Below are 25,324 nucleotides of genomic sequence, written 5' to 3'. Positions count from 1 at the left end.
GGCCGTCCTTCAGCCGCTTCGGACGCGGCAGGCATGCATCGAGCGGCAGGCGCGTGAGCTTGGCGCCGAGCTGCTTTTCGACTTCGGCCATGTAGCCGTCGAGACCGAGCCGGTCGATGACGTATTTCATCCGCGCTTTCTTGCGGTCGGTGCGGTCGCCGTGCTCGATGAAGGCGCGCACCACCGCCACGGCGACGGGCACGCATTCGTCCGGGCGCACGATGACCCCCGTATCGGCCGCGAAGGTGCCGTGGCCGGTGATGCCGCCGAGCTGCATGCGGAAATAGACTCCTTCCGGCACTGCCTCGCCGGGTCCGACCGCAATGGCGGCGAAGCCGATGTCGTTGGTGTCCTCCAGCACGGAAATCCGGCCGCCGCCGTCGAAGGCGATGTTGAACTTGCGCGGCAGGCCGTAGAGCTCGCGGTGATTGAGGATGTAGTGGTGCAGCTCATGCGCGAGCGGCCGGGTATCGATCAGCTCCTGCGGATCGATGCCGGCGGTCGGACTGCCGGTGATGTTGCGGATGTTGTCGGCGCCCGCGCCGCGCGAGGTCAGGCCGATCTCCGACAGCCGCAGCAGCATCTCGGCCGCCTGCCCCGCCGGGATCTCGCGGATCTGCACATTCGCCCGCGTCGTGATGTCGGCATAGCCGCCGCCAAGGTCATCGGCGATCGCCGCGAGACCACGCAGCTGAAATGCATTCAGGAGGCCGCCGGGGATGCGCACCCGGCACATGAAGGCATCCTGCGCCGGCGCCACGTAGAACAGGCCGTAATAGCGCCAGCGGAAATTATCCGCCGGCGACGGCGGCGCGTTGGTCAGCGCCTGCTGCTTCAGACGCGGATAGGCATCGAACGGATGCTCCTCGCGTTTGAACTTCTCCTGGTCGGCGAGTTTTTTGCCCGACGCCAGAATCTGATCTTGCGCCTTGATGTGCGCGGCGTCGGGTCCGGTGGGCTCGCTCGCGCCGGCGCCGCTCTTGACGACACCACCGCCCAGACCTCGCCCCACCCGGCTGATCTGCAAGCCGCTCGTGAAGCCTTCCAGATATCGCTTCTGCTCGTCGGTAAAGTCGACGGCCAGAGTATCCATCATCATAACGCGAGAGCCTTCGGTGCTGTGACGGCTGGCGCTGCGGAGGACGCTTCGGTGGGCTTGTAGGTCGCGTAGATCGCAAGGCCTGTGCACAGGAAGCCGCCGACGATGTTGCCGAGCGTGACGGGGATCTGGTTCCAGACCCACCAGTCATACATTCCAACCTTGGCGCCGAGCAGCATGCCGGTTGGAATCAGGAACATGTTGACCACGGCGTGTTCGAAGCCGAGCGCGAAGAAAAGGAAGATGGCCCACCACGTCGCGAACATCTTTCCGATCGTCGAGTTCGACGTCATGGCCATGACGACGCCCAGGCTCACCAGCCAGTTGCAGAGGATCCCTTTGACAAAGAGCGAGACCATGCCGGCTGCGCCGAGCGCTTCGTTGGCAATCGTCTTGCTTTCGGCGATCGAAACGATCTTCGCGGCAACCCCGGTTACCTCCGCCTTGCCCGCGTTGGTCAGCGAGATCGCGATCAGCAGTCCAAACGCGATGCTACCAATCAGGTTCGCCAGATAGACCCACGACCAGTTGGCCACAACGGCGCCCCAGCCAGCGCGGCCCTCCAACCGCGCGAGCGGCACCAGCGCGAAACTGCCCGTCACCAGCTCGAGGTTCAACAGAACGATGATAATGAGGGCGACGGGAAAGATCAGAGCGCCCACCAGTGGCTGGCCTGTGGTCGCCGCGCCGGTCATAGCGAGGGTCGTCGCCGCGCCCAACAGCGCGCCCGAGAGAATGCCGCGGATCAGAAGGTCGCGCGGAGGAAGCGCCAGCTTCTTCAGGCTGGCGTCAATCATCGAATTAACAACGTCGGTAGGTCTTACGTAGTCCATATCGAGGCTCCAGCTGTCACGCGCCTGCGTGGGTCACGACGGGCGAAGAATGTGCGATCGCTCGGAAGTTCGACGGAGGCGCCGGCGCCTTGTCGAACTTCGCTCTCGCGATCCGGTCAGCCTCGTTGCTGCGGACATCCATCTCCGATGGAAGCCAATCGCCATCAGCGGCGCTGGCTGCACTGCAACAATACAAGTTGCGTGCCATAACGACGCCCGGATTAAATATGTCGCCTTTTCAAAGGCTTCTATTCGACGTGCGGTGAGCGGGTCGATTGCCCGATCTTATGAATATTGGGCAGCAAGATTATTTTTTTGGCAGAGTGTATTGATGCCTATTTTCTGCTCACATCGCCGATATGAGCGCCAAACCGATGCCCATCGGGAAAAAACCGTCGTCACTTCAGGAGCTCCGACGCCGTCAGGATCGACTGGGCGATCTCGCCGATTTTTTTCTTTTCACGCATGGCGGTTGATCGCAGCAGCCCATAGGCCTCGTCTTCGCTTAGGCCTTTCAGCTTCATCAGGATGCCCTTTGCACGGTCGATCACCTTGCGGTCTTCCAGGGCCGACCTGGCCCGATCGAGCTCGTCCTGAAGCTTGGCGAAGGCATTGAAACGGGAAATGCAGAGATCAAGGATCGGTTTGAGCCGCTCCTTCTTCAAACCGTCGACGATATAGGCGGAAACGCCGGCATCAACGGACGCTTGAATTGCAGCGGCGTCGCTTTGATTGACGAACATCGCGATCGGCCGCCGCACGGCTCGGCTGACCTGAAACATCTGCTCCAGAAGGTCGCGGCTGGGATTTTCCAGGTCGATCACGATGACGTCGGGCTCGAGTGCGTGGATGCGGTTCTGCAGCTTCTGCATCTCTTCGATGCGCACGACATTGGTGTAGCCCGCCTCCCGCAATCCCTGTTCGAGAATTGCAGCGCGGACCGGGCTTTCGTCGACAATCGCAATTTTTGGAGACGACTCGGCGCCCATCGTTTACCCGCATTCCTCGCCGTTCATAGTACGCCGAGACTGTGGGTCTCAAAGCCTTGTATTTGAGCAGGATTGGGATTAGCTCCTGCCCATTATTTATCTGGACAGCTCAAAAATGTCGCAGGCCGCCGCGCCTAAAGTCAGCTTTGTTTCGCTTGGATGCCCAAAGGCGTTGGTGGATTCCGAGCGCATCATCACGCGACTGCGCGCCGAAGGCTATGAACTGGCGCGCAAGCACGATGGCGCCGATCTGGTCATCGTCAATACGTGCGGTTTTCTCGACAGTGCCAAGCAGGAATCGCTCTCCGCCATCGGCGATGCGATGGCCGAAAACGGCAAGGTGATTGTCACCGGTTGCATGGGCGCCGAGCCCGACCAGATCGAGCAAGCCTATCCCGGCGTGTTGTCGATCACGGGTCCGCAGCAATATGAAAGCGTGCTCGAAGCCGTGCATCGCGCGGTGCCGCCGGCCCACAACCCGCATCTTGATCTGGTGCCGCCGCAGGGCATCAAGCTGACGCCGCGGCATTACGCGTATCTTAAGATTTCCGAAGGCTGCAATAACCGCTGCTCCTTCTGCATCATCCCGAAATTGCGCGGCGATCTGGTGTCGCGCCCGGCGAACGACGTGCTCCGCGAGGCCGAGCGGCTGGTCGATGCCGGCGTCAAGGAATTACTTGTCATCTCGCAGGACACCTCCGCCTATGGCGTCGACATCAAATATGCGACCAGTCCCTGGAGGGATCGCGAAGTCCGCGCCAAATTTTTCGATCTGGCGCAGGCGCTCGGCGAATTCGGCGTTTGGGTACGGCTGCAATATGTCTACCCCTACCCCCATGTCGACGAGGTCATCGGCCTCATGAACGAGGGCAAGGTGCTGCCTTATCTCGATATCCCGTTCCAGCACGCAAGCCCGGAAATTCTGAAGGCGATGAAGCGTCCGGCCGCGCAGGAAAAGACGCTGGCGCGTATCAGGAGCTGGCGCGCGGAGTGCCCCGATCTCGCCTTGCGCTCTACGTTCATCGTTGGTTTTCCCGGCGAGACCGACGCCGATTTTGCCGAGTTGCTCGACTGGCTTGAGGAAGCCGAGATCGACCGCCTTGGCTGCTTCAAATATGAACCTGTGGCAGGGGCTCCCGCCAACGCGCTTGGGCATGCCGTTGCTGATGAGGTCAAACAGGAACGCTGGAAGGCGCTGATGGCGCGGCAGCAGAAGATTTCGGTACGACGCTTGAAGCGCAAGGTCGGCACCCGACAACAAGTCATCATCGACGAAGTCGGTCCGACCGTCGCCAAAGGACGCTCAAAGGCCGACGCGCCGGAGATCGACGGCGCGGTCTATGTCACGAGCCGCAGGCCTCTGAAAGTCGGCGAAATCGTCACGGCAAAGATCGAACGATCCGACGAATACGACCTGCACGGATCGGTCGCAGGGTTTTGAGCCGCTTGACAGCATACGGCCGCAAGCTGTATCAGCGCAGCCCATGATTTCGAACCGGACCATTGCCCGCGCCGCCTGCCGCCGTCACCGCCGTGACGACGATGGGGTGCGCCATGTCCGACGACGACGCTGATCAGATAAATCAGCAAGGTTCTCGAGAAGGCCGCACCCAGAAAGGTGCGGCCTTCTTGCTTTTCGGTCCCCTTCCCGCAAAAACCGCAAGGAGAGTTCGAGATGACGCCAACCACGCATTCGTTCGACGCGCTGATGGAGATCACCGCCCGCCCGCCGATCGTTTTCGTACGCGGCAAGGGTTCGTATCTCTGGGACGACACGGGAAAACGCTATCTCGATTTCATCCAGGGTTGGGCCGTGAACTGCCTTGGCCACTCACCGTCTGTGCTTGCGGAAGCAATTTCGGCGCAGGCCAAACGGCTGATCACGCCGAGCCCGGCTTTCCACAACGATGCCAGCCTGAAGCTTGCCAAGGCACTCACGGATGTGAGTTGCTTCGACCGCGTGTTCTTCGCCAACTCGGGCGCCGAAGCCAATGAAGGTGCGATCAAGCTCGCGCGGAAATACGCCGCTCTGCACAAGAACGGCGCCTACGAGATCATCACCTTCGAAGGAGGTTTTCACGGCCGGACACTGGCGACCATGTCGGCCTCCGGCAAGAAAGCCTTCGAGCCGTTGTTCGAACCGAAGGTTTCCGGCTTTCGAAAAGCGAAATGGAACGATCTCGCCTCCGTCGAAGCGCTGATCACCGACAACACGGTCGCCGTCATGCTGGAACCGATCCAGGGCGAAGCGGGCGTCTGGCCCGCGAGCGATCAATTCCTGCGCGACCTGCGCGCGCTGACCACGGCGCACGGATTGCTCTTGATCTTCGATGAGATCCAGACCGGCATGGGCCGCACCGGCAAGCTCTTCCATTATGAGCATACCGGGATTGCGCCCAACATCATGACGCTCGGCAAAGGGATCGGCGGCGGCGTGCCGCTCGCGGCGCTGCTCGCGACTGAGGCCGCCTCCTGCTTTGAGCACGGTGACCAGGGCGGGACATTCAACGGCAATGCGCTGATGTGCGCGGCGGGTCTTGCCGTGCTCGAGCAGGTCGGAGCGCCCGCTTTCTTGAAATCGGTGGCGGAAAACGGGCTTTACCTCGAGAGCGAGCTCCAGCGGCTCTCGGCGCGCCATGGTCTCGGCGAAGTGCGCGGACGGGGACTGTTGCTCGCGCTCGATCTGCGGATGCCGATTGCGTCATCGATCGTGGCCGCGGCGCTGGACGATGGCGTGCTCCTGAACGCGCCCCGTCCCGATGCCTTGCGGTTTATGCCGGCTCTCAACGTCAAGCGGCACGAGATTGATCTGATGATCGATTGTCTCGATACCGTGCTGGCCAAGGCCGGCGTGGCGCGTCGGGTTGCTTAGTTATGGCTTGAGGATCGACGCGCCGGTGGTTGACCTGCTCTCGAGGTCGGCATGCGCCTTGGCTGCATCCTTAAGCGCGTAGGCATGATTGATCGGCACATGCAATTTGCCGTTGATGACCGCGGCAAACAGCGTGTCCGCGCCTTCGAGCAATTCGGAACGCTTGCCGATATAGTCGTTGAGTTTGGGACGGGTCGCAAACAGCGAGCCGTGATTGTTGAGTTCGGCGATCGCAAACGGCGGCACAGGGCCCGAGGCGTTGCCGAAGCTCACAAACAGGCCGCGCGGCTTGAGGCACGACAGCGAACCCGGGAAGGTCGATTTGCCGACGCCGTCATAGACGACGTCGCAGAGCTCGTTACGGCTGATCTGTTTGACGCGCGCGACGAAGTCTTCCTCGTTGTAGAGGATGACGTGATCGCAGCCGTTGGCGAGCGCCAGATCCGCCTTTGCCCTCGAGCCGACGGTGCCGATGACGTGTGCGCCGAGCGCCCTTGCCCACTGGCAGGCGAGCAGCCCAATGCCGCCGGCGGCCGCATGGATCAACACGCGATGATGCGGTTCGACCTTGAAAGTCCTGTGCAGAAGGTACCAGACCGTCAGCCCCTTCAGCATCAACACCGCGCCCTGCTCATAGGTGATGTGATCGGGCAGCTTGACCAGCCGCTCCCAGGGGATGTTGCGTTCGCCGGCATAGGCGCCGAGATTCACGTAGTAGGCGACGCGATCGCCGGGATGAAAATGGGTTCCGCCTGGCCCTACCGCCATGACTTCGCCCGCAGCTTCGTTGCCGACGATGAAAGGCAGACCGGGCGCCTTGTAAAGACCGGTGCGGTAGTAGGTGTCGATGAAGTTCAGACCGACGGCATGCTGACGGATACGGACCTCGCCGGGGCCCGGCGCGGGCAAGTCCGTATCCTCATAGATGAGGGCCTCCGGACCACCAATCTTGTGCACCCGCACGGCCTTGGTCATCGCCCTTTCTCCCATCGTGGGTTCGCTGAACTCAAGCGAATGACATCGAAGTCTCAATGTCAACTCAGCGGGCCTCAACCTGGCGTGCCCGGCTTGGTTAACGGCCTGGTGGGGAGGATGCGAATGTCAGAATCGGATCACTAGACTAGACTTTGCTGCGGTTGCGTCGGGCCAGCACATTGAAGAATTCCACGGCGGCCGAAAACGCAATCGCGAAGTAGATGTAGCCGCGTGGAATGTGGAATTTGAATCCGTCGGCGACCAGCGCAACGCCGATCAGAACCAGAAACGCCAGTGCCAGCATTTTGGTTGTCGGATGCGCCGCGACGAATCGGGCGACCGGACCCGCGGCAGCATACATGACCGCACAGGCGATGACGACGGCCGCGATCATGATCGAAAGCTCCTGCGCCATGCCGATCGCGGTGATGATCGAGTCAAGCGAGAAAACGGCATCGATGACGATGATCTCGAGTATCACCCTGAAGAACGCGGCCCCGCCGGAAGCGGCCGGGCGCGCACCCTCGCGTGCTTCGACCTCGTGATGGATTTCATAGGTCGCCTTGGCGATCAGGAATAGGCCGCCGCCGATCAGGATGAGGTCGCGCCATGAGAAGGCAAAATCCTGAACGGTGACGACGGCGCGGGTCAGGCCGATCAGCCACACGAGAGCGCTCAGCAGCACAATGCGAAAGACCAGCGCGAGCGCAAGGCCGATCTGTCGCGCGCGGGTCGCTTGCGCGGGCGGAATGGCGGAGACAATGACGGAAAGAAAGATGACATTGTCGATGCCGAGAACGATCTCGAGCGCCGTCAGGGTCAGGAGAGCCGCCCAGGCTTCCGGGCTCGTTATCAGCGCGATCATGTCTTGAACGACCTGACCAACCGTATAGCGCTGTCGCTGCCGACCACATAAAGCCCGATCGCACAAAACGCTGACGTCACGGCGGTGCCTGGTTCAAAATCGTCGAGCAACGTGACCACCGCCAGGGCAATGCCGGCACCGATCAGGCTTAGCGTCAACCAGCGCAGACGAGCGACGCGGACGGGATGAATGACGTGAAACGGCATGAAGGTGAGCGCGACCAGGACTGCGACCGCAAGGCTTGATGCGACCGGAGGCCAATGCAGCAAGAACAGATAGAACGCCGCCATGTTCCACAATCCGGGGAAGCCGCGGAAATGATTGTCGTCCGATTTCATACGGCGGTTGGCGAAATAAAGCGCGCCGGAGGCCGCAATTCCGACCCCCAGCACCGGTGCGGCCAACGGCCACAGCAGGCCGCTGGTGGCGATAGCGTAGGCTGGCACGAAGACATAGGTGACGAAATCGACCACGAGGTCGAGCACCTCGCCTGACCAGTTTGGCTGGAGACGCTCAACGTCGAGGCGGCGTGCCATCGGGCCGTCGACGCCGTCGATGACAAGTGCGACGCCGAGCCACCAGAACATCGCGGTCCAGTGCTCGCGAACGGCTTCCATCAGCGCCAGCAGCGCCACACCGGCGCCGAGCGCAGTGAATACATGCACGGAAAATGCCGCTGCGCGCAGGCCCGCCGAGGCTTTGGATTGCGAAGGTTCGGTCTGCTGATCCATGTCGGTCAAATGCGCCCGTTTGCGCTCACTGCTATCAGGAATCGCGAGGTTTGCACATCTGGACTGCGGGCTTGAAAATGCCGCCGGGAATGTCAAATGTCGTGGGTATGAACGAGAATTCCGCGATTTATGACGTTGCCGTGGTCGGCGGCGGACCGGCGGGGTTGGCTGCCGCGATTGCGGTTGCACAGTCCGGCGCAAGGACCGCGTTGATTGCCCGGCGGTCGCCTTACGCCGACAACAGGACGACGGCGCTCCTCGGCGGATCGATCGATTTCCTGCAGAGGCTGGAAGTTTGGCCGAACTGCAAGGACAGGGCTACGGAGCTGCGCGTCATGCGGCTGGTCGACGATACCGGGCGCCTGATCCGGGCGCCGGAGGTCAAATTTTCCTGCGACGAGATCGGCCTTGATGTATTCGGCTACAACATCGAAAACCGCGCGCTAGTGTCAGCGCTCGAAGAACGCGCGGCCAATCTCTCCGGTCTGACGCGGTTTGATGACGAGGCGGCTGCGATCAACTCCGGGGAAGATGCGGTATCGATCGAGTTTGTGAGCGCAAAACCATTGTCGGCACGGCTCGTGGTAGGCGCCGACGGCAGACACTCGCTCTGCCGGGAGGCGGCAGGAATCGCTGTCCGGCACCGCGATCTTCAGCAGTCCGCGCTGACCTTCAATGTCAGCCATTCCCGCCCCCATCGGAATATCTCGACTGAATTTCACACGCCGCACGGACCTTGCGTCTTTGTGCCCCTGCCCGGCAGTCGCTCGAGCGTGGTGTGGGTATCGGAGCCAAGGGAAGCCGAGCGACTGATGTCGTTGAGCGACGAGGAATTGTCAGACGCCGTCGAAGCGCGCTCGCATTCGATCCTGGGGCAGATGCGCGTTGAGCCGGGCCGAAGCCGGTTTCCGCTTGTCATCGAGCAGCCCGCCAATTTTGCCAAAGCGCGTACCGTGCTTGCCGGCGAGGCCGCCCATGTGCTGCCGCCGATCGGTGCGCAAGGCCTCAATATGGGGCTTCGAGATGCCGCCGATATTGCCGATATCGTGCGGGACGCCTTGGCCGCGGGTGAAGATCCCGGCTCAGCCGATGCGCTTGGCCGTTATGCTTCCGCGCGACGCCCCGACGTGATGAGCCGAACCCTCGCCATCGATCTCGCCAACCGCTCGCTCTTGAGCGCATTTCTGCCGATGCAATCGCTGCGCGCTGCCGGGTTACATCTGATCGGCTCATTCGGACCGCTGCGACGGCTGGCCATGCGCGAGGGGCTGGCACCGTCATGGCGCTCGTCGCGGGCAGGCCTTGGCGTTACGGAAACGTCAACCGCCCGCTCGATTTAGCGGCGTGCGTGGGATCAGCGGCTAAGGTTAATTCGATGGTTTGCCCTCTAGCATCGGTCTCAATCCTGGTCTATCGACGAGCTATGATCAAAACGCGCACCGCCAAGTTCCAGATCGGGCAGATTGTCCGCCACCGGATCTTTTCTTTCCGCGGTGTGATTTTCGATATCGATCCGGAATTCAACAATACCGAGGAGTGGTGGCTGTCGATCCCCGAAGAGGTCCGCCCCCACAAGGACCAGCCGTTCTATCATCTGCTGGCCGAAAATTCGGAATCCGAGTACGTGGCCTATGTTTCAGAGCAGAACCTCCTGCCCGACGATTCCGGCCAGCCAATCCGGCATTCGCAGGTCGCCGAGATTTTCGTGAAGGACAAGTCCGGCGGTTACCGGCCACGCAATCCGTCGCTCAACTAGAGCTCCGATTCCAAAGTTCGCAAGCTATTGCGGCCCCTCCGATGCGAACTTCGGAATCAAAGGAGCTCTGGCAACTTGTCGATTTGAGTAGCGGTTTTGAATTTGAAGTTCCTATAACGAACTCACGGCGAAACTGATAGGAACTTCAAATTCGCCGCATTAGCCAAGCACGGCTCGGCTAAAAATACGGTCATCAAAAAAAAGCGCTTCTTTCGAAGCGCCTTTTTGCTGCCGATGCAAGATGGCTTACTTGGCCGCTGGCGCGGCGGCCTGGCCGCCGGCCTCCAGCTTCTTGCGGGCTTCGTCAGCACGCTTCTGCAATTCCTCTTGCAGCTTCTTCTGGTTTTCCTCGAACTGCTTCGGATCGGTCGGCGGGCCATCATAGGCCTTGGCGAAATCGCCAAGCGGCAGCGGCAGCGTCACCGGCTGGTTGTTGGAAGAGATCGCCTGAACGACGAGGTTCTGGCCCTTCTTCATCTGGTCGAGCATTTGAGGCGTCACTTCGTAGTCCGACATGCAGCCGTTCTGGAAGCAGATCACGAAGGGGCTCTGCGCCGGCGGATTGTTGTCGATGATGATACGGGTGCCGTGAACGAGCAGCATGCCGAGCGGCAGCGTCACGCGAAGGATCTTCTTCGGCTCGCCTTCCGGCTCGATCACGACCGCGGCAATCACCGGCTGGCCGGACTCGATGCGGCCGTCCTTGCCGGTGAAGCAAACCTGCTTCGCGTTCGCATCCTGGCCCTTGAGACAGAACTTGGTCCAGGGCGCGTAGATCAATTGAACCTGTTGGTCGGCCGGCGGCTGGGCTCCGGGTGCGGCGGGTGTTGCAGCCGGCGCTCCCTGGGCCGACGGTGCGGGAGCTGGTGCCGCGGGAGCCGCCTTGGGCGCCCTCGCCTTGGCTTTTGGCGCAGGTGTGGGAGCCTGTGCCTGGGCCGAAACGTTGGACGCAAGGAACGCGGCACCGAGTGCCGTAACCGCCATCAAGGCGAAAAGGCGCTTACGCGGCCAGATAGGCGTGGCCAACATACGGAAATTCATTGCAGAAAACCCTTTCTGAACGGAAGTGCCGAAAACCGCTCAAGCGCCGAAACCCGGCCATTTTTGGCGGCTGTCTCCTTGCCAATTGAGGCGGATGCGTGACCGCCCCTGCCCGACTGGTCAATTGGACGTCTTCATACAGGCGCGGACGAAAAGATCAATGCCGACGGGCCATATTACGACGCGTCGCCATGCCAGTCTGGCGAGCGTGTTACAGGTCAATTGTGAACCAGATCGAATCAAATCGGCGCGCGCAACGGCGGGTTCCGGTCGGTCGGCGTCTCGCCGCGGCGCTGTTTGGCCTGCTCGTTTTCAGCACGCTGACCGATCACACGGCCGTTGCGGCCGAAAGCTATGCAATTGCCATGCATGGCGCGCCCGCGCTGCCGGCGACCTTCACCCACATGCCCTACGCAAGGGCGGAGGCGCCGAAGGGCGGAAGGCTGGTGCAGGGCCTTCTCGGTACCTTCGACAGCCTCAATCCCCTGATCGTGAAGGGATTGCCGGTTCGGCAGATCAGCGGCTACGTGCTCGAAAGCCTGATGACGCGGGGCAACGACGAAGCCTTCACCCTCTACGGGCTTGTCGCCCGAAGCGTCGAGACCGACGAGCAAAGGCGCTACGTCACCTTCCATCTCGATCCACGCGCCCGCTTCTCCGATGGGCAACCGGTCACCGCCGATGACGTGCTGTTCTCCTGGGCGTTGCTGCGCGACAAGGGACGCCCCAACTATCGGCAATATTATTCGAAAGTAGCAAGGGCGGAGGTGACGGACCCGCTCACGGTGAGATTCGATTTTGGAGGTGCTCAGGACCGCGAACTGCCTTTGATCCTCGGCCTGATGCCGATCCTGCCGCGCCATGCCGTCGACGCCGCAACCTTCGATGAGACGTCGCTGGCAGCCCCGATCGGTTCGGGGCCGTACCGGGTCACTGCGGTAAATCCCGGCGTGAGCGTCACGCTGACGCGAAACCCCGATTATTGGGGGCGTGATCTGCCGGCCAACCGGGGCCTGTGGAATTTCGACGAGGTCCGGCTCGACTACTATCGCGAGGCCAACGGCTACTTCGAAGCCTTCAGGCGCGGCCTCTATGATTTTCGTGTCGAGACCGAACCGCTGCGCTGGCACGATGGCTACGATTTTCCCGCCGTCCGTAGCGGCCAGGTGATCCGGGACACCATCAAGCCCGGAACGCCGCAGCCCTCCCAATTTCTGGTTTTCAACACGCGCCGGCCGGTTTTCGCGGACATTCGCGTCCGTCAGGCGCTCACGCTGCTGTTCGATTTCGAATGGATCAACCGCAACTACTTCTTCGGCATCTATGGCCGCTCGGCCGGTTACTTCGCCGGTTCCGAGCTCTCCGCCTATGGCCGCGCCGCCGACGCCCGCGAACTGGAATTTTTGAAGCCCTTCGCGCCGCATATTCCTGCCGGCATTCTCGACGGCAGTTACCGCCTGCCAGTCACCGACGGCTCGGGCCGCGATCGCGCCAGCTTGCGGCAGGCGCTGGATTTACTCTCGCAAGCCGGTTACGAGCTCGATCATGCGGTGCTCCGGAAGCGCGACAGCAAGACGCCCTTCAGCTTCGAGATTTTGGTGACCACGCGCGATCAGGAACGTATTGCACTTGCCTTTTCGCGCGACCTCAAGCGTGCGGGGATCGAGGCCAGGGTTCGTGCGGTCGATCCCGTGCAGTTCGATCAGCGCCGCCTCGGTTTTGATTTCGACATGATCCAGAACCGCCTCGATCAATCGCTTTCACCCGGCAATGAACAGTATTTTTACTGGGGCAGCGAGGCCGCCGATACTCCGGGCACGCGCAACTATATGGGCTGCAAGGATCCGGCGATCGACGCCATGATCGGTGAGATGCTGGCGGCACGCGATCGCAACGTCTTTGTGGCCGCGGTGCGTGCGCTGGATCGCGTTCTGATGTCCGGCTTTTACGCCATCCCGGTTTTTAACATCAGCGAGCAATGGATCGCGCGCTGGAATCGCATAGAACGTCCGGAAGCCACAGCTTTGACCGGCTATCTTCCGGAAACCTGGTGGTATCGACCGCCGCAATCGAAGTAGTCTCGATCATAACGATTCGCAGCCGAGCCAACTCCCGTGATGCCGACTCCCAACGTATCGCCAACGCTCGACGGCTTGTTTCAGCGGATTTTGGCACGCCAACCGGATGCGCTTGCGCTGGTTGACCCGATCAACAAAGCCCGGATCACCGGCCACGCGCCGCGGCGCTTGACCTTTGCCCAGGCCGACCGCGCCATCTCGGCATTGGCGGCACATTTTGTCGAAGCGGGCCTGCCGATCAACGCGGTGATCGGGGTGCAACTTCCCAACACCATCGAGTTCATGCTCACGCTGCTCGCAGCCCATCGCGCCGGACTGATCGTCGCGCTGCTGCCGCAGCTATGGCGGCAGGCGGAACTGACCACCGCGCTCAACCGCACCGGCGCGAGGGCGATCGTGACCATGTCGAAGATCGACGGCGTCAGCCACGCCGATCTCGCCATGAACGCCGCGGCGGAGGCGTTCTCCATCCGTCACGTCTGCGGCTTCGGCGAGGATCTCCCGGAAGGCATGGCCTCGCTCGACCCCGCCATGACGAATGGATCGTCAACCGACCGCCTCGTCGTTCAGGATGGGCGCAAGGCAGGGCTGGTCTCCTTCGATGTCACCTCCGATGGACTTCGCGCAGTGCCGCGAACCCATCTCAACCTGATCGCCGGCGGACTTGCGATTTTCCTCGAAAGCCGGGTGCCCCAGGGCGCAAGGGTGATGTCCGCGTTCGCGCCCTCTTCCTTCGCGGGTTTGACCTCATCGCTTCTGCTCTGGCTGTTGTCGGGCGGAACGCTCGCTCTACATCACCCCTTTGATGGCGAGGCACTGGAGCGACAAATCAACGAGGGTGCTTTCGACACGCTGGTCGCGCCCGCGCCGTTGGCGTTGCGGCTCAACGACGCCGACGTGGCCTCGCGCCTGCCGTCCTTGCGTCATGTGATCGGCCTGTGGCGGATGCCGGAGCAGATCGCCTCGAGCGCGCAATGGACGGTGGAACAAGCCAGATTCACCGACGTCTATTTGTTCGGCGAGGTCGGCCTGTTCGGCGCGCGGCGAAGCGCTGACGGCGTGCCGGTCCCGATCATGCCGGGCCCGCATGGCGCACCGCGGGATATTCCTGGCACCTCGATCGCCGGCGAAACCTCGCTGACGCCGAAGGGCACGCTGGCCTTGCGCGGACCGATGGTGACGGTCGCCGCTTATGCGCCGCCGGCCCCGTCGACGGATTCCTTGATGACCCCCTCCCCGCCACCTGACTACGCCGATACAGGCTATGCGGTGCGGCTTGACCGATCCTCCGGCGCGCTCTGCATCACTTCGCCACCGTCGGGCATCGTCGCCGTAGGCGGGTACCGCTTCCTGTCGCAAGACCTTCAGGAATGGGCAAAGCGGCTCGGACAGGGCGCGCTACTCACGGCGCTGCCTGATCGTCTTTGCGGATACCGTTTGGCCGGGCGCGCCCAGGACAACGCCCGCGGGCGTGAGGCGCTGAACCAGCTCGGCCTTAACCCGCTGATGGCAGAAGCTTTTCGGGATCGTACCATTATTGGCTGACGGTTCGGCGTGCCGCTTCGTTGACAAGGCGTTAAGCTCGCCAAACTAGGATCGCGCCAGCAAACCAACCGCGTTGATCCGAATTTTGAGATGTCCCAGCAGCAAGGCTTGATCCTCGTCGTGTCTGACGACAGGCCGCCGGCCTTCGCGGCGGTGCTAGGCGAGGCGATGTTTCCAGTGATCGAAACAAGCTGGGCCGAAGCATCGACGGCGGTGATGCAGTTGCATCCCACCGTCGTCATCGCCACTGCGGATGATCGTGCCGACGGCAAGCTCGATGCACTGGCCGGACAAATCAACGCCATTCAGCCATACCTGCCGCTGCTCGCAATCGACCCGAAGATTGTGCTGCCTGGAAATGCCATCCCGTTTTCGCAAGTCCGTCGCAAATGGGATCGGCTGACTCCGCGTCTGCGGGCCGCGCTCAGGGTCAGAACCCTGCACACGACGGTCCTGCGCCGGCTGAGCGATCAGCCCGTCAAAGCGGCGGGCGCTGAAATCGATCCACTCCATGATGCGACCGTGCTTCTGGTCGGACGCGGCGGCACGTATCCCGCTCTGTCCGTCGCCCTCGGCGAGCGGGTGGGCGTTGTCGGGGCGCTCAGCATTGAGGCGGCCGCCAGGCACCTCAACACCCGTGACATCGACGGCATCGTGCTCGGAGAAGGCTTCACAGACCGCGTGGTCGACGCCTTTCTTACCGTCCTTAGTGAAGATCCGCGGTTTCGCAATTTGCCGATCGTGGCCACGCTCGCCGGACTCGTGCCGAGCTATGATTTGCCAAACCTGGAAGTCATCAGCGGCGATCCAGCCTATATCGCGGCGAATGCACTGCCATTGATCCGTCAGCGTGCGTTTGAAGCTCATTTGAGCCGAACACTGCGTTCGATCGATGCCGGCGGCTTGCTCGATCCCTTGACCGGATTGTTGACGGCGGACGCCTTCGAGCGTGATTTTGCCACCGCCGTCCGGCAGACGCTCGCGAATGGCAGCGGATTGTCGGTCGCGCGCTTCGCTTTCGGTGCTGCCAATTCACGCGCGCAGCGCGACGGCGCGCGGCTCCTCAGCCGGCTGATGCGGCAGATGGATTTCGGAACGCTTTACGCCGACGGATCGGCGCTGGTCGTGCTTACCGAAACCGATTTACGCACAGCGCATGTAATCGCGCGGCGGCTCTCCAGCGTCATGCGACACACGGCCTATGACAGCAAGGACAGGCGGGGAAACGAGCCCACCGTCTCAATTGCGACGCTGGAGCCTTCCGATACGGCGCAATCGCTACTCGCCCGCCTCAACGACGAAGGCCGCCGCGCCGCGTCCTGAACCGGTCAGGCGGCCTTGCGATCCTCGGCAAGATTCGCGAGTTGCCGCAGGATTTCGGTCGTCCCGGCAAGCCGTTCCTCGGCCGTTTCCCAGTCCTGGAAGAACACCACTTTCATATCCGGGCGCACGCGCGCAGCCTGACCATGCTGGCGGATGAAGAACACCAGACGATCCGGTTGTGCGAATTTATTGTCGCGGAAGGTGATGACCGCGCCTTTCGGTCCGGCATCAACCTTTTCGACATTGGCCCTGCGGCAATAGTTCTTGATCGCCGCAACCTTGAAGAGGTAGCGGACTTCGTCCGGCAACACGCCGAAGCGATCGCGCAGTTCGGCGGCGAAATTGTCGATCTCCTCGTCGGTCTCGAGATCGGCGAGCCGCCGGTACAACGACAGCCGGACGGAGAGGTCTGCGACATAGTGCTCGGGAATGAGCACCGGCATGCCGATGGTGATTTGCGGCGACCAGCGGTCGGCGGCAGGCTCGACCACGCCGGCCTTGAGGTTGACGATCGCCTCCTCCAGCATCGACTGATAGAGCTCGAAGCCGACTTCCTTGATGTGGCCGGACTGCTCCTCGCCGAGCAGATTGCCGGCGCCGCGGATATCGAGGTCGTGGGATGCAAGCTGGAAGCCGGCCCCCAATGTCTCCAGCGATTGCAGCACCTTCAGCCGCCGCTCGGCTTGCGCGGTGATCTTCTGCTGCGCCGGTAGCGTAAACAGTGCATAGGCGCGCAGCTTCGAGCGCCCGACCCGTCCGCGCAACTGGTAGAGCTGGGCGAGACCAAACATGTCGGCACGATGGACGATCAGCGTATTGGCATTCGGGATATCGAGGCCGGACTCGACGATCGTTGTCGACAACAGAATGTCGTATTTGCCGTCGTAGAACGCCGACATGATGTCCTCGATCACGGTCGGCGGCATCTGGCCATGCGCGACCGCGACTTTCATTTCCGGCACGTTCTTGTCGACGAAATCCTTGACGCCGGCGAGATCTTCGATGCGCGGCACCACATAGAACGCCTGCCCGCCGCGGTAACGCTCGCGGAGCAGCGCCTCGCGGATCATCAGGGGATCGTGCGGCGCCACGAAGGTGCGAACCGCCAGGCGGTCGACCGGCGGCGAAGCGATGATCGAAAGTTCGCGCACGCCGGTGAGCGCCAGTTGTAGCGTGCGCGGGATCGGCGTCGCGCTCAGCGTGAGCACATGCACCTCGGCGCGCAATTGCTTGAGCCGCTCCTTGTGGCTGACGCCGAAGTGCTGTTCCTCGTCGACGATGAGAAGGCCGAGTTCGCGGAACTTGATCGATTTGCCGAGCAGCGCATGGGTGCCGACCACGATATCGATCGATCCGTCCGTCAGTCCCTTTTTGACCTGCGTCAATTCCTTGGCCGCGATCAGGCGCGAGGCCTGCGCGACCTTCACCGGAAATCCGCGGAAGCGCTCGGTAAAGGTTTTGGCGTGCTGGCGCGCCAGAAGCGTCGTCGGCACAACGACGGCCACCTGTTTGCCGTCGAGCGCGGTGGCAAAGGCTGCGCGCAACGCCACCTCGGTCTTGCCGAAGCCGACGTCGCCGCAGATCAGCCGGTCCATCGGACGGCCGATCTCGAGATCCTTCAAGGTCGCGTTGATGGCGGTGAGCTGGTCTTCGGTCTCTTCGTAGGGGAAGCGCGCACAGAATTCGTCATAAACATGCGGTTGCACCGGCAGTTTCGGCGCCTCGTGCAGATGACGTTCGGCGGCGATCTTGATCAATTCGCCGGCGATCTCGCGGATGCGGCTCTTCAGCTTGGCTTTTCGGGCCTGCCAGCCGCTGCCGCCAAGCCGGTCGAGCTCCACATTGGCGCTGTCGGAGCCAAAGCGCGAGAGCAGTTCGATGTTCTCGACCGGCAGGAACAGTTTGGTTTCGGCGGCATAATGCAGTTCGAGACAGTCGTGCGGCGCGCCGGCGACATCAAGCGTCTGCAAACCGACGAAGCGGCCGATGCCGTGCTCGACGTGAACGACGATATCACCGGTCGCGAGGCTCGTGACTTCCGAGATGAAGTTGTCGAGCTTGCGGCTCGCCTTGCGCGGCCGTACCAGACGGTCGCCGAGGATATCCTGTTCGGTGAGGATTGCGACCTGGTCGGTCTCGAACCCGGTTTCCATGCCGACAACCGCCAGCATGGTTTCGTTGCGTGGCGTCGCCTGCACGGTTCGCCAGGCATTGACGCTGGTCAGGTTGAGCAGCTTGTGGTCGCGAAGCATGCTTTCCATGCGATCGCGCGAGCCTTCGCTCCATAGCGCGATGATAACCTTCTTGCGCTCAGCCTGCAGAGCGTGGACGTGCCCGACGACCGCTTCGAAGACATTGACTGAGCCGTCATTGCGTTCCGGCGCAAAATTCCGTCCTTGTCGCGCGCCGGCGTCGACCGTATCGGCGCTGCCGTCAGGCACCGCGAACGGCGTCAGCCGTGCCAAGGCTGCCTCTTGCAGCCGCTTCTTCCATTCGTCGTCCGTCAGATAGAGCCGGTCCGGCGGCAATGGCTGGTAGATCGCGCCGCTGCCGGGATGTTCGAGCGCATCGCGCCGGGCCTCGTAATAATCGGCAATCTGCTTGAAGCGCTCGATGGTTGCGTCTTCGCTTTGCGGCTCGATCGCAATCGGCGCATCGCCGAGATAATCGAACAGCGTGTCCATGTGATCGTGGAACAGCGGCAGCCAATGTTCCATGCCGGGATGGCGGCGGCCTTCGCTCACGGCCTCATAGAGCTGGTCGTCGCGACCGGGCGCGCCAAAGGCTGCGACATACCCCATGCGGAAACGCCGGATGGTCTCGGTGGTCAACTGAAATTCGGAAATCGGCACGAGATCGAGCGAGCGCATGTCGAGCAGCGTGCGTTGGGTCTCGGCGTCGAAGCTGCGGATCGACTCCAGGCTGTCGCCAAAGAAATCGAAGCGCACCGGCTGATCGAGCCCGGCCGGAAACAGATCGAGAATGCCGCCGCGTACGGCGTATTCGCCGGGTTCGCGGACGGTCGATGAGCGGCTATAGCCATTGTGCTCGAGCCAGGCGACGATGGAATCCATCGGCACGACATGGCCCGGCGCCACCGAGAGCGCTTGTGCCGCGACCAGATCGCGCGTGGGCACCCGCTGCACGATCGCGTTCACGGTGGTCAGCACGATCAGCGGCTTTTCGCTGCCGGCGAGACGCGACAGTTGCGCGAGCGTCGTCATCCGCTGACTGAGGATACCGCCGTGCGGGGACACCCGATCGTAAGGCTGGCAGTCCCAGGCCGGAAAATGCAGCACCGACAAATCCGGTGCGAAGAACGACAGCGCGCGGGCAAGCTGCTGCATCCGCGGACCGTCGCGGCAGACCACCGCAAGGCTGACGGCGGACCGCGTCGGCCGCGCGGCGACCGCGCGTGCCAGGTCCGAGAGAATGAGCCCTTCGGCGCCCTCGGCGACGTTGGCAAAGGTAATGGCGCGGCCGGGAACCAACGATTGCGCAGGCGATTGGCTTGGCTGTTTCATTCGCCCTGCTCTCCCGGCCGGAACGCCTTGATCCGGTCGAACAGCGCGCCGGCATATTGCGGAGCCAGCTGCCCATCGCCTGACAGCGCAGCGTAGAGATCGGGATCGGGGACCTCGATCAGGCGCTCGAGTTGGGTAAGCTCATGGTCGGACAGGCTTTCGATTGTGGTGTCGGCAAAGCGGCCGAGGATGAGATCCATCTCACGGGTGCCGCGATGCCAGCAGCGAAATAAGAGCCGCTTGCGGCGGTCATCGAGGCCGCCGCTCGACCGTGTCATTCCCGTCATTTCTTCAATTCCAGTTCAACGCCAAACGCCCGGACGTGCCGGGCGGCGTTGATATAGCCATCCGAATGCCCGTTGTCAGCCCCAACAGTTGCGTGATTGCCACAAGGTTGTCATTGCCGGGCTGGACCGTGCAATCCATCATCTTTGAAAAGAGATGGATGCGCGGATCCCGTCTCCGCCGCGGCTGCGCCGGGCCACTAGCTCACTCGGCCGACGAAGCTTTAGCGAAGGCGGCGGGTCCACGCATGACGGATTGTGTGCGACGAAAGATTTTGATGCGCCCTCCTGTGCTCAATTCCCTGTTTGCGCCGGTCACGAGCCTGCCCGGCGTCGGCCCCAAGCAGGACAAGCTGTTTCGCTACCTGCTCGGGCGCGAAGAGACGCCGCGGCTGATCGATCTCTTGCTGCATCTGCCCTCCGGCGTGATCGATCGCCGAGCCCGGCCGAAAATTCGCGACGCGCTGGCGGGAACCGTGGTTACGCTGGAAGTGACCGTCGATCGCCACCGGCCCTCGCCTCCGCGCAACGCGCGGGCACCCTATCTGGTCTACGCCAGCGACGACACCGGCGACGTCGTCCTGACTTATTTCCGCGCCAAGGCCGACTACATTCAGAAGCTGCTTCCGGTCGGTGCCAAGCGCTATGTCTCCGGCACCTTGCAGATGTTCGACGGTGTACCGCAGATCGTGCATCCCGACCGCGTCGTCGACGAGGCCGGTTTTGCCAAACTATCCGGGATCGATCCGGTCTATCCCCTAACGGAGGGATTGGCGCTTGGCTCGCTGCGGCGGGCGATCGCACAAGCACTGCAAAAGCTGCCCGATCTGCCGGAATGGATCAGCGGCGAAGTCATTCGCCGCTGTAAATTTCCGCCCATCAGGGAGGCGTTGAACCGCGTCCATATCCCCATCGAACTGACCGATATTCTGCCGGATGGACCGTTCTGGTCGCGGCTGGCTTTCGATGAACTGCTCGCGGGCCAGCTGGCGCTCGCGCTGGTGCGCGCGCAGTTGCGGCGTCCCGCGGGCAATCGTCATGCCGGCGATGGCCATTTGCGGCGGAAAATCATCGACGCGCTGCCCTATGCGCTCACCCCATCCCAGCGCGAGGCGGCGGCCGCCATCGCCGACGATCTGCGCCAACCCGTCCGCATGCTGCGGCTGCTGCAAGGCGATGTCGGCTCCGGCAAGACGGTGGTTGCGCTACTCGCAGCTGCAGCCGTGGCCGAGGTCGGCAAGCAGGCCGCGCTGATGGCGCCGACGGAAATTCTGGCGCGGCAGCACATCAAGACCATCACGCCGCTCGCCGAACGCGCCGGCATGCGGGTTGCGATCCTTACCGGGCGCGAAAAAGGCAAGGAACGTCGCGATATTCTGGCGCGGCTCGAGACCGGCGAGATCGATTTGCTGGTCGGCACCCATGCGCTGATCCAGGACGATGTGATCTTCAAATCGCTCGCGCTGGCGGTGGTCGATGAACAGCACCGGTTCGGGGTGCGTGAGCGTCTTGCGCTCACCTCCAAGGGCGAAGCCGTCGATGTGCTGGTGCTGAGCGCAACACCGATCCCCCGCACGCTGGTGCTGACTTATTTTGGCGACATGGACGTCTCGGAGTTACGCGAAAAGCCCGCCGGACGGCAGCCGATCGATACGCGCGCGGTCCCGATGAGCCGGCTTGCAGAGGTGATGGACGCGGTCTGGCGTGCGATCGACAAAGGCAAGCGCGTCTATTGGATCGTGCCGCTGGTGGAGGAATCCGAGGCCATGGAAGTGGTCCTCACCGATGCCGAACAACGCTTCGCGAGCCTGAAGGAACGCTTTGGCGACAAGGTCGGCCTCGTCCACGGCAAGATGCGCGGACCGGACAAGGATCGGACCATGGCGCAGTTTGCTGCCGGCGAGACCAATCTGTTGGTGGCAACGACCGTTGTCGAAGTCGGCGTCGACGTGCCCGAGGCCACCATCATGGTGATCGAGAACGCCGAACGTTTCGGGCTCGCGCAATTGCACCAATTGCGCGGCCGGATCGGCCGCGGCTCGGAGGCTTCGACCTGCCTGCTGCTCTACCGCGAGCCGCTCAGCGAAATGTCGAAAGCCCGGCTGACAGTGATACGCGAGACCACCGACGGCTTTCGTATCGCGGAAGAGGATTTGCGGCTGCGCGGCGAAGGCGATGTCCTTGGCATCAGGCAAAGCGGCCTGCCCGGCTATCGCATCGCCCGATCGGATGTGCACGGCCAGCTCATCGTCCAGGCCCGCGACGAAGCGCTGCGCATCATGAGGGACAATCCGAAACTGACGGGATCGCGCGGCGAGGCGCTGCGTTGCCTGCTCTATTTGTTTGAACGCGGCGAAGCCATACCGCTGATGGGCGCGGGCTAAGCTCAGTCGACCTTCGCCGGTTCCGGCAGCCGCGCGGAAGCATTTGCCGCCTGCGCGGCTTGCGCCATTCCCGCGAGTGCCGCCATCTTCTTCTGCGGGTCAGAACTGGTGCCCGGCTGTACCACACCACAGGACATGATCAGCGTGGCGGCATCTTCGGTGCTCATCTCGACTTCGACGATCTTGCTCTTCGGGACGTAGAAGAAGAACCCCGTGGTCGGGTTGGGCGCACAAGGCAGGAATACGGAGATATGCTCTTCCTGGCCGGGAATGCTCGTCGCGATCTCTTCGCTCGGCGCTTGCGAGATCAACACGATCGACCACATGCCGGGCGAAGGAAATTCGACAAGGCCGACACGGCGAAAGCTCGACCCCTTGCCCGAAAACAAGGTCTCGAATACCTGCTTGAGGCTGCGGTAGATCGCACGCACCACCGGCATGCGTCCAAGTAGCCGCTCGCCGAGATCGACGAGCGTGCGCCCGATCAGGTTGGCAGTGAGAAACCCGAGCAGCGTCAGCGCGAACACTGCAACGACCAGCCCCGAACCGGGCAGGCCGAACGGCAAATAGGTCTCCGGCCGGTAGGCAATGGGAACGAACGGCCGCACCAGGCCGTCGACCCAGGTGACAAACCACCAGGTCAGATAGAAGGTGATTGCGATTGGGCCGGCGACGATCAGGCCAGTGAGGAAATAGTTGCGGAATCGGGCAACGAAGCCGCTATGGACCTCCGGCGAAGGCTCGGCCGGGGGCTTGGGCGGGGGCAAATCGTCGCGGTCCATCGGGGGGTTCCAGGTCGGTCGAGGCGGCAGTCTTATACGCCAGCTATGCCATCCTAACAGACTTTTGAAGACCCCTAATGTTAACCCGCGGAAGACTCCCGTTAATCCGACCTGGCCGTTATTCCACGGTTACCGATTTGGCGAGATTTCGCGGCTGGTCGACGTCGGTGCCCATGACCACGGCGGTATGATAGGCCAACAGTTGAACCGGAATGGCATAGACCATCGCGGCGAACATAGCCCCCATGTCCGGCAGCACGATCGTTAGAAGCGATTCGATCGTCGCTTCCGCGGCGCCCTTGGCATCGGTCATCAGGATAATCTGGCCGCCTCGGGCCGCCACTTCCTGCATGTTGGAGACCGTCTTATCGAACACCTGGTCGTAGGGCGCGATCACCACGACCGGCATCTTCTCGTCGATCAGGGCGATCGGCCCGTGCTTGAGTTCGCCGGCGGCGTAACCTTCCGCATGGATGTAGGAGATTTCCTTGAGCTTCAGCGCGCCTTCCAGCGCCAGCGGATAGCTGGTGCCGCGGCCGAGATAGAGCACGTCGGTCGATTTCGAGATGTCTCGCGCGAGCTTTTCAATCTGCGGCTCTGTTGCCAGGGCCGCCGCCATCAGGCGGGGAATTTCGACGAGGCCATGAACGAGCCTGGTTTCGTCGGTATCCGAGACGGCGCCGCGCGCCTTGCCGGCGGCAACCGCCAGCGCGGCTAGCACCATCAGCTGACAGGTGAAGGCCTTGGTGGAGGCGACGCCGATCTCGGGACCTGCGAGCGTCGGCAACACGGTCTCGCTTTCGCGGGCAATGGTCGAGGTCGGCACGTTGACGACGGAGAGCGTGTGCAAGCCCTGCGACTTTGCATAGCGCAAGGCAGCCAGCGTGTCGGCGGTCTCGCCCGACTGCGAAATGAAGATCGCGAGATCGTTCTTGTACAGCGGCGGCTCGCGGTAGCGGAACTCGGAGGCGACGTCGAGTTCGACCGGAATCCGCGCCAGCCGCTCCAACCAGTATTTGGCGATGTAGCCCGCATAGCTCGCGGTGCCGCAGGCGGAAATGGAAATGCGCTGAATATCCTTGAAGTCGAACGGCAGGTTCAGCGGTAACGACACCCGATCGGTCGCCATATCGACGTAGCGCGCGAGCGTATGACCGACGACTTCCGGCTGCTCGTGAATTTCCTTCGCCATGAAGTGGCGAAAGTTGGCCTTGTCGACCAGGAATGACGACGCGCCGGACTTCAGTACCTCGCGATGGACGCGCTCATTCATGGCGTTGTAGACCACGGCAGCATCTCGTGTGAGCACAGCCCAGTCGCCGTCCTCGAGATAGCTGATGGTATCGGTAAACGGCGCGAGCGCAATCGCGTCCGAGCCGAGATACATCTCGCCCTTGCCGTAGCCGATCGCAAGTGGCGAGCCGCGACGCGCGCCGATCAGAAGATCCTTGTGGCCCTGGAAGACGAACGCGAGCGCAAACGCACCGCGAAGCTGCGGCAGCGTCGCCTTCACCGATTCCTGCGGTGAGGCACCTTTCAGGAGGTAGGAGTTGACGAGGTGGGCAATGACTTCGGTGTCGGTTTCGCTGGCAAATTTCGCGCCCCTCGCTTCGAGGCTTTGCCGCAGTTCGCGGAAATTCTCGATGATGCCGTTGTGAACTACGGCGACGTTCTCGGTCGCGTGGGGATGGGCGTTGCTTTCGGTCGGCTTGCCGTGGGTGGCCCAGCGCGTGTGCCCGATGCCGGTGTGCCCTTTCAGCGGCTCAGCGCGCAGCCGGGCTTCGAGATTTTTCAATTTGCCTTCGGCGCGGCGGCGCTCGAGCTTGCCGCCTTCCAGCGTCGCAACGCCGGCGGAATCATAGCCGCGATATTCGAGACGCTTGAGCGAATCCACCAATTGCTCGGCGACCGGTCCGCGTCCGAGAATGCCGACGATGCCGCACATGCGGTAGTTACCCCCACGATCCAAAAGCCCGAAGGTCTCTTAGCGAAATTAGGCTGCGCCGACATATTCAATAATTATTGCCGATTGAGACAGCGTTAGATTGAGACAGCGTTAAATGGAAGGCTTAACAAGCTGCCTTAACTGGTGTCCCGGTTCTGACATTCGTATCATATCGCGGCGCCCACTTTTGCGAATGTCAGAACCAAAGGGACACCAGCAAGCATATGATTCCAGTGCGGCTTTGAATTTGAAGTTCCTATGACGAACTTGCCGCAATCCTGATAGGAACTTCAAATTC

At 62.2% G+C, this 25,324-nt stretch carries 19 protein-coding genes; 8 read left to right on the top strand and 11 right to left on the bottom strand.

Annotated elements, in window-relative coordinates:
* The 3 genes from M6D32_RS25375 to M6D32_RS25365 form a co-directional block, all read right to left on the bottom strand.
* The coding region (locus M6D32_RS25375; protein ID WP_298261501.1) for a NirA family protein at nucleotides 1-1,099 on the bottom strand (1,099 nt) is incomplete at its 3' end.
* A complete protein-coding gene (locus M6D32_RS25370; protein ID WP_298261499.1) occupies nucleotides 1,096-1,932 on the bottom strand; it encodes a formate/nitrite transporter family protein in 837 nt (278 codons plus the stop codon). The genes M6D32_RS25370 and M6D32_RS25375, both read right to left, overlap by 4 nt.
* Nucleotides 1,933-2,330: 398 nt before the next feature.
* On the bottom strand, nucleotides 2,331-2,921 hold the full coding sequence (locus M6D32_RS25365; RefSeq protein ID WP_298261496.1) for an ANTAR domain-containing protein: 591 nt from the start codon (nucleotides 2,919-2,921) through the stop codon (nucleotides 2,331-2,333).
* Between the two features lie 115 nt (nucleotides 2,922-3,036).
* Between M6D32_RS25365 and rimO the strand changes: the two genes are divergently transcribed.
* Together rimO and M6D32_RS25355 are read left to right on the top strand one after the other, a co-directional pair.
* Entirely contained in the window at nucleotides 3,037-4,362 is a 1,326-nt protein-coding gene (gene rimO, locus M6D32_RS25360) for a 30S ribosomal protein S12 methylthiotransferase RimO (protein ID WP_298261494.1), read from the top strand.
* A 234-nt stretch (nucleotides 4,363-4,596) separates the two neighbouring features.
* Entirely contained in the window at nucleotides 4,597-5,793 is a 1,197-nt protein-coding gene (locus M6D32_RS25355; protein ID WP_298261492.1) for an acetylornithine transaminase, read from the top strand.
* Here M6D32_RS25355 and M6D32_RS25350 read toward each other — a convergent pair whose 3' ends face one another.
* The 3 genes from M6D32_RS25350 to pcsA all read right to left on the bottom strand — a co-directional run bounded on the left by M6D32_RS25350 (nucleotide 5,794) and on the right by pcsA (nucleotide 8,364).
* Nucleotides 5,794-6,768 carry a quinone oxidoreductase gene (locus M6D32_RS25350; protein ID WP_298261490.1) on the bottom strand — a complete coding sequence of 325 codons (975 nt, stop codon included), beginning with the start codon at nucleotides 6,766-6,768 and terminating at the stop codon, nucleotides 5,794-5,796.
* 145 nt (nucleotides 6,769-6,913) lie between these two features.
* On the bottom strand, nucleotides 6,914-7,633 hold the full coding sequence (locus tag M6D32_RS25345; RefSeq protein WP_298261488.1) for a TerC family protein: 720 nt from the start codon (nucleotides 7,631-7,633) through the stop codon (nucleotides 6,914-6,916).
* Nucleotides 7,630-8,364 carry a phosphatidylcholine synthase gene (pcsA, locus tag M6D32_RS25340; RefSeq protein WP_298261486.1) on the bottom strand — a complete coding sequence of 245 codons (735 nt, stop codon included), beginning with the start codon at nucleotides 8,362-8,364 and terminating at the stop codon, nucleotides 7,630-7,632. The genes M6D32_RS25345 and pcsA overlap by 4 nt, the downstream gene beginning before the upstream one ends.
* Nucleotides 8,365-8,471: 107 nt before the next feature.
* Here pcsA and M6D32_RS25335 point away from each other — a divergent pair, with 107 nt between their 5' ends.
* Both M6D32_RS25335 and hspQ read left to right on the top strand, forming a co-directional pair.
* Nucleotides 8,472-9,704, top strand: coding sequence for a UbiH/UbiF family hydroxylase (locus M6D32_RS25335; protein WP_298261484.1), 1,233 nt, complete (start codon nucleotides 8,472-8,474; stop codon nucleotides 9,702-9,704).
* Nucleotides 9,705-9,787: 83 nt separating this feature from the next.
* Nucleotides 9,788-10,120, top strand: a complete 333-nt coding sequence (gene hspQ, locus M6D32_RS25330) for a heat shock protein HspQ (RefSeq protein WP_298101889.1) — start codon at nucleotides 9,788-9,790, stop codon at nucleotides 10,118-10,120.
* Between the two features lie 246 nt (nucleotides 10,121-10,366).
* Here the strand turns inward: hspQ and M6D32_RS25325 are convergent, their stop codons facing one another.
* Nucleotides 10,367-11,161: an invasion associated locus B family protein gene (locus tag M6D32_RS25325; protein ID WP_298261481.1), complete on the bottom strand. Its 795-nt coding sequence runs from the start codon at nucleotides 11,159-11,161 to the stop codon at nucleotides 10,367-10,369.
* Between the two features lie 293 nt (nucleotides 11,162-11,454).
* Between M6D32_RS25325 and M6D32_RS25320 the strand changes: the two genes are divergently transcribed.
* The 3 genes from M6D32_RS25320 (at nucleotide 11,455) to M6D32_RS25310 (ending at nucleotide 16,107) form a co-directional block, all read left to right on the top strand.
* On the top strand, nucleotides 11,455-13,239 hold the full coding sequence (locus tag M6D32_RS25320; protein WP_298261514.1) for an extracellular solute-binding protein: 1,785 nt from the start codon (nucleotides 11,455-11,457) through the stop codon (nucleotides 13,237-13,239).
* Between the two features lie 39 nt (nucleotides 13,240-13,278).
* Nucleotides 13,279-14,784: a class I adenylate-forming enzyme family protein gene (locus tag M6D32_RS25315; RefSeq protein ID WP_298261479.1), complete on the top strand. Its 1,506-nt coding sequence runs from the start codon at nucleotides 13,279-13,281 to the stop codon at nucleotides 14,782-14,784.
* A gap of 90 nt (nucleotides 14,785-14,874) precedes the next feature.
* Nucleotides 14,875-16,107 (top strand): GGDEF domain-containing protein, encoded by a 1,233-nt coding sequence (locus M6D32_RS25310; RefSeq protein ID WP_298261477.1) that lies wholly within the window; start codon nucleotides 14,875-14,877, stop codon nucleotides 16,105-16,107.
* 5 nt (nucleotides 16,108-16,112) lie between these two features.
* On the opposite strand, the gene mfd is transcribed toward M6D32_RS25310, so the two are convergent.
* Nucleotides 16,113-19,631, bottom strand: coding sequence for a transcription-repair coupling factor (gene mfd, locus M6D32_RS25305; RefSeq protein WP_298261475.1), 3,519 nt, complete (start codon nucleotides 19,629-19,631; stop codon nucleotides 16,113-16,115).
* The gene (locus M6D32_RS25300) at nucleotides 19,628-19,918 is read right to left on the bottom strand and encodes a succinate dehydrogenase assembly factor 2 (RefSeq protein ID WP_298261473.1); all 291 of its coding nucleotides are present in this window, start codon (nucleotides 19,916-19,918) and stop codon (nucleotides 19,628-19,630) included. Before M6D32_RS25300 ends, mfd begins: the two co-directional genes overlap by 4 nt.
* Nucleotides 19,919-20,193: 275 nt before the next feature.
* Here M6D32_RS25300 and recG point away from each other — a divergent pair, with 275 nt between their 5' ends.
* Nucleotides 20,194-22,299 (top strand): ATP-dependent DNA helicase RecG, encoded by a 2,106-nt coding sequence (gene recG / locus M6D32_RS25295; protein WP_298261470.1) that lies wholly within the window; start codon nucleotides 20,194-20,196, stop codon nucleotides 22,297-22,299.
* 2 nt (nucleotides 22,300-22,301) lie between these two features.
* Here the strand turns inward: recG and M6D32_RS25290 are convergent, their stop codons facing one another.
* Together M6D32_RS25290 and glmS are read right to left on the bottom strand one after the other, a co-directional pair.
* Nucleotides 22,302-23,081, bottom strand: a complete 780-nt coding sequence (locus tag M6D32_RS25290) for a DUF502 domain-containing protein (RefSeq protein WP_298261468.1) — start codon at nucleotides 23,079-23,081, stop codon at nucleotides 22,302-22,304.
* A 118-nt stretch (nucleotides 23,082-23,199) separates the two neighbouring features.
* Nucleotides 23,200-25,026, bottom strand: coding sequence for a glutamine--fructose-6-phosphate transaminase (isomerizing) (gene glmS / locus M6D32_RS25285; protein ID WP_298261467.1), 1,827 nt, complete (start codon nucleotides 25,024-25,026; stop codon nucleotides 23,200-23,202).
* Nucleotides 25,027-25,324 lie beyond the last annotated feature (298 nt).

Source organism: Bradyrhizobium sp. (assembly GCF_027307225.1).
In the GTDB taxonomy this organism is placed as follows: domain Bacteria; phylum Pseudomonadota; class Alphaproteobacteria; order Rhizobiales; family Xanthobacteraceae; genus Bradyrhizobium.
The sequence above is the reverse complement of the archived record's forward strand: the minus strand, read 5'-3'. Positions and strand labels throughout refer to the sequence as shown.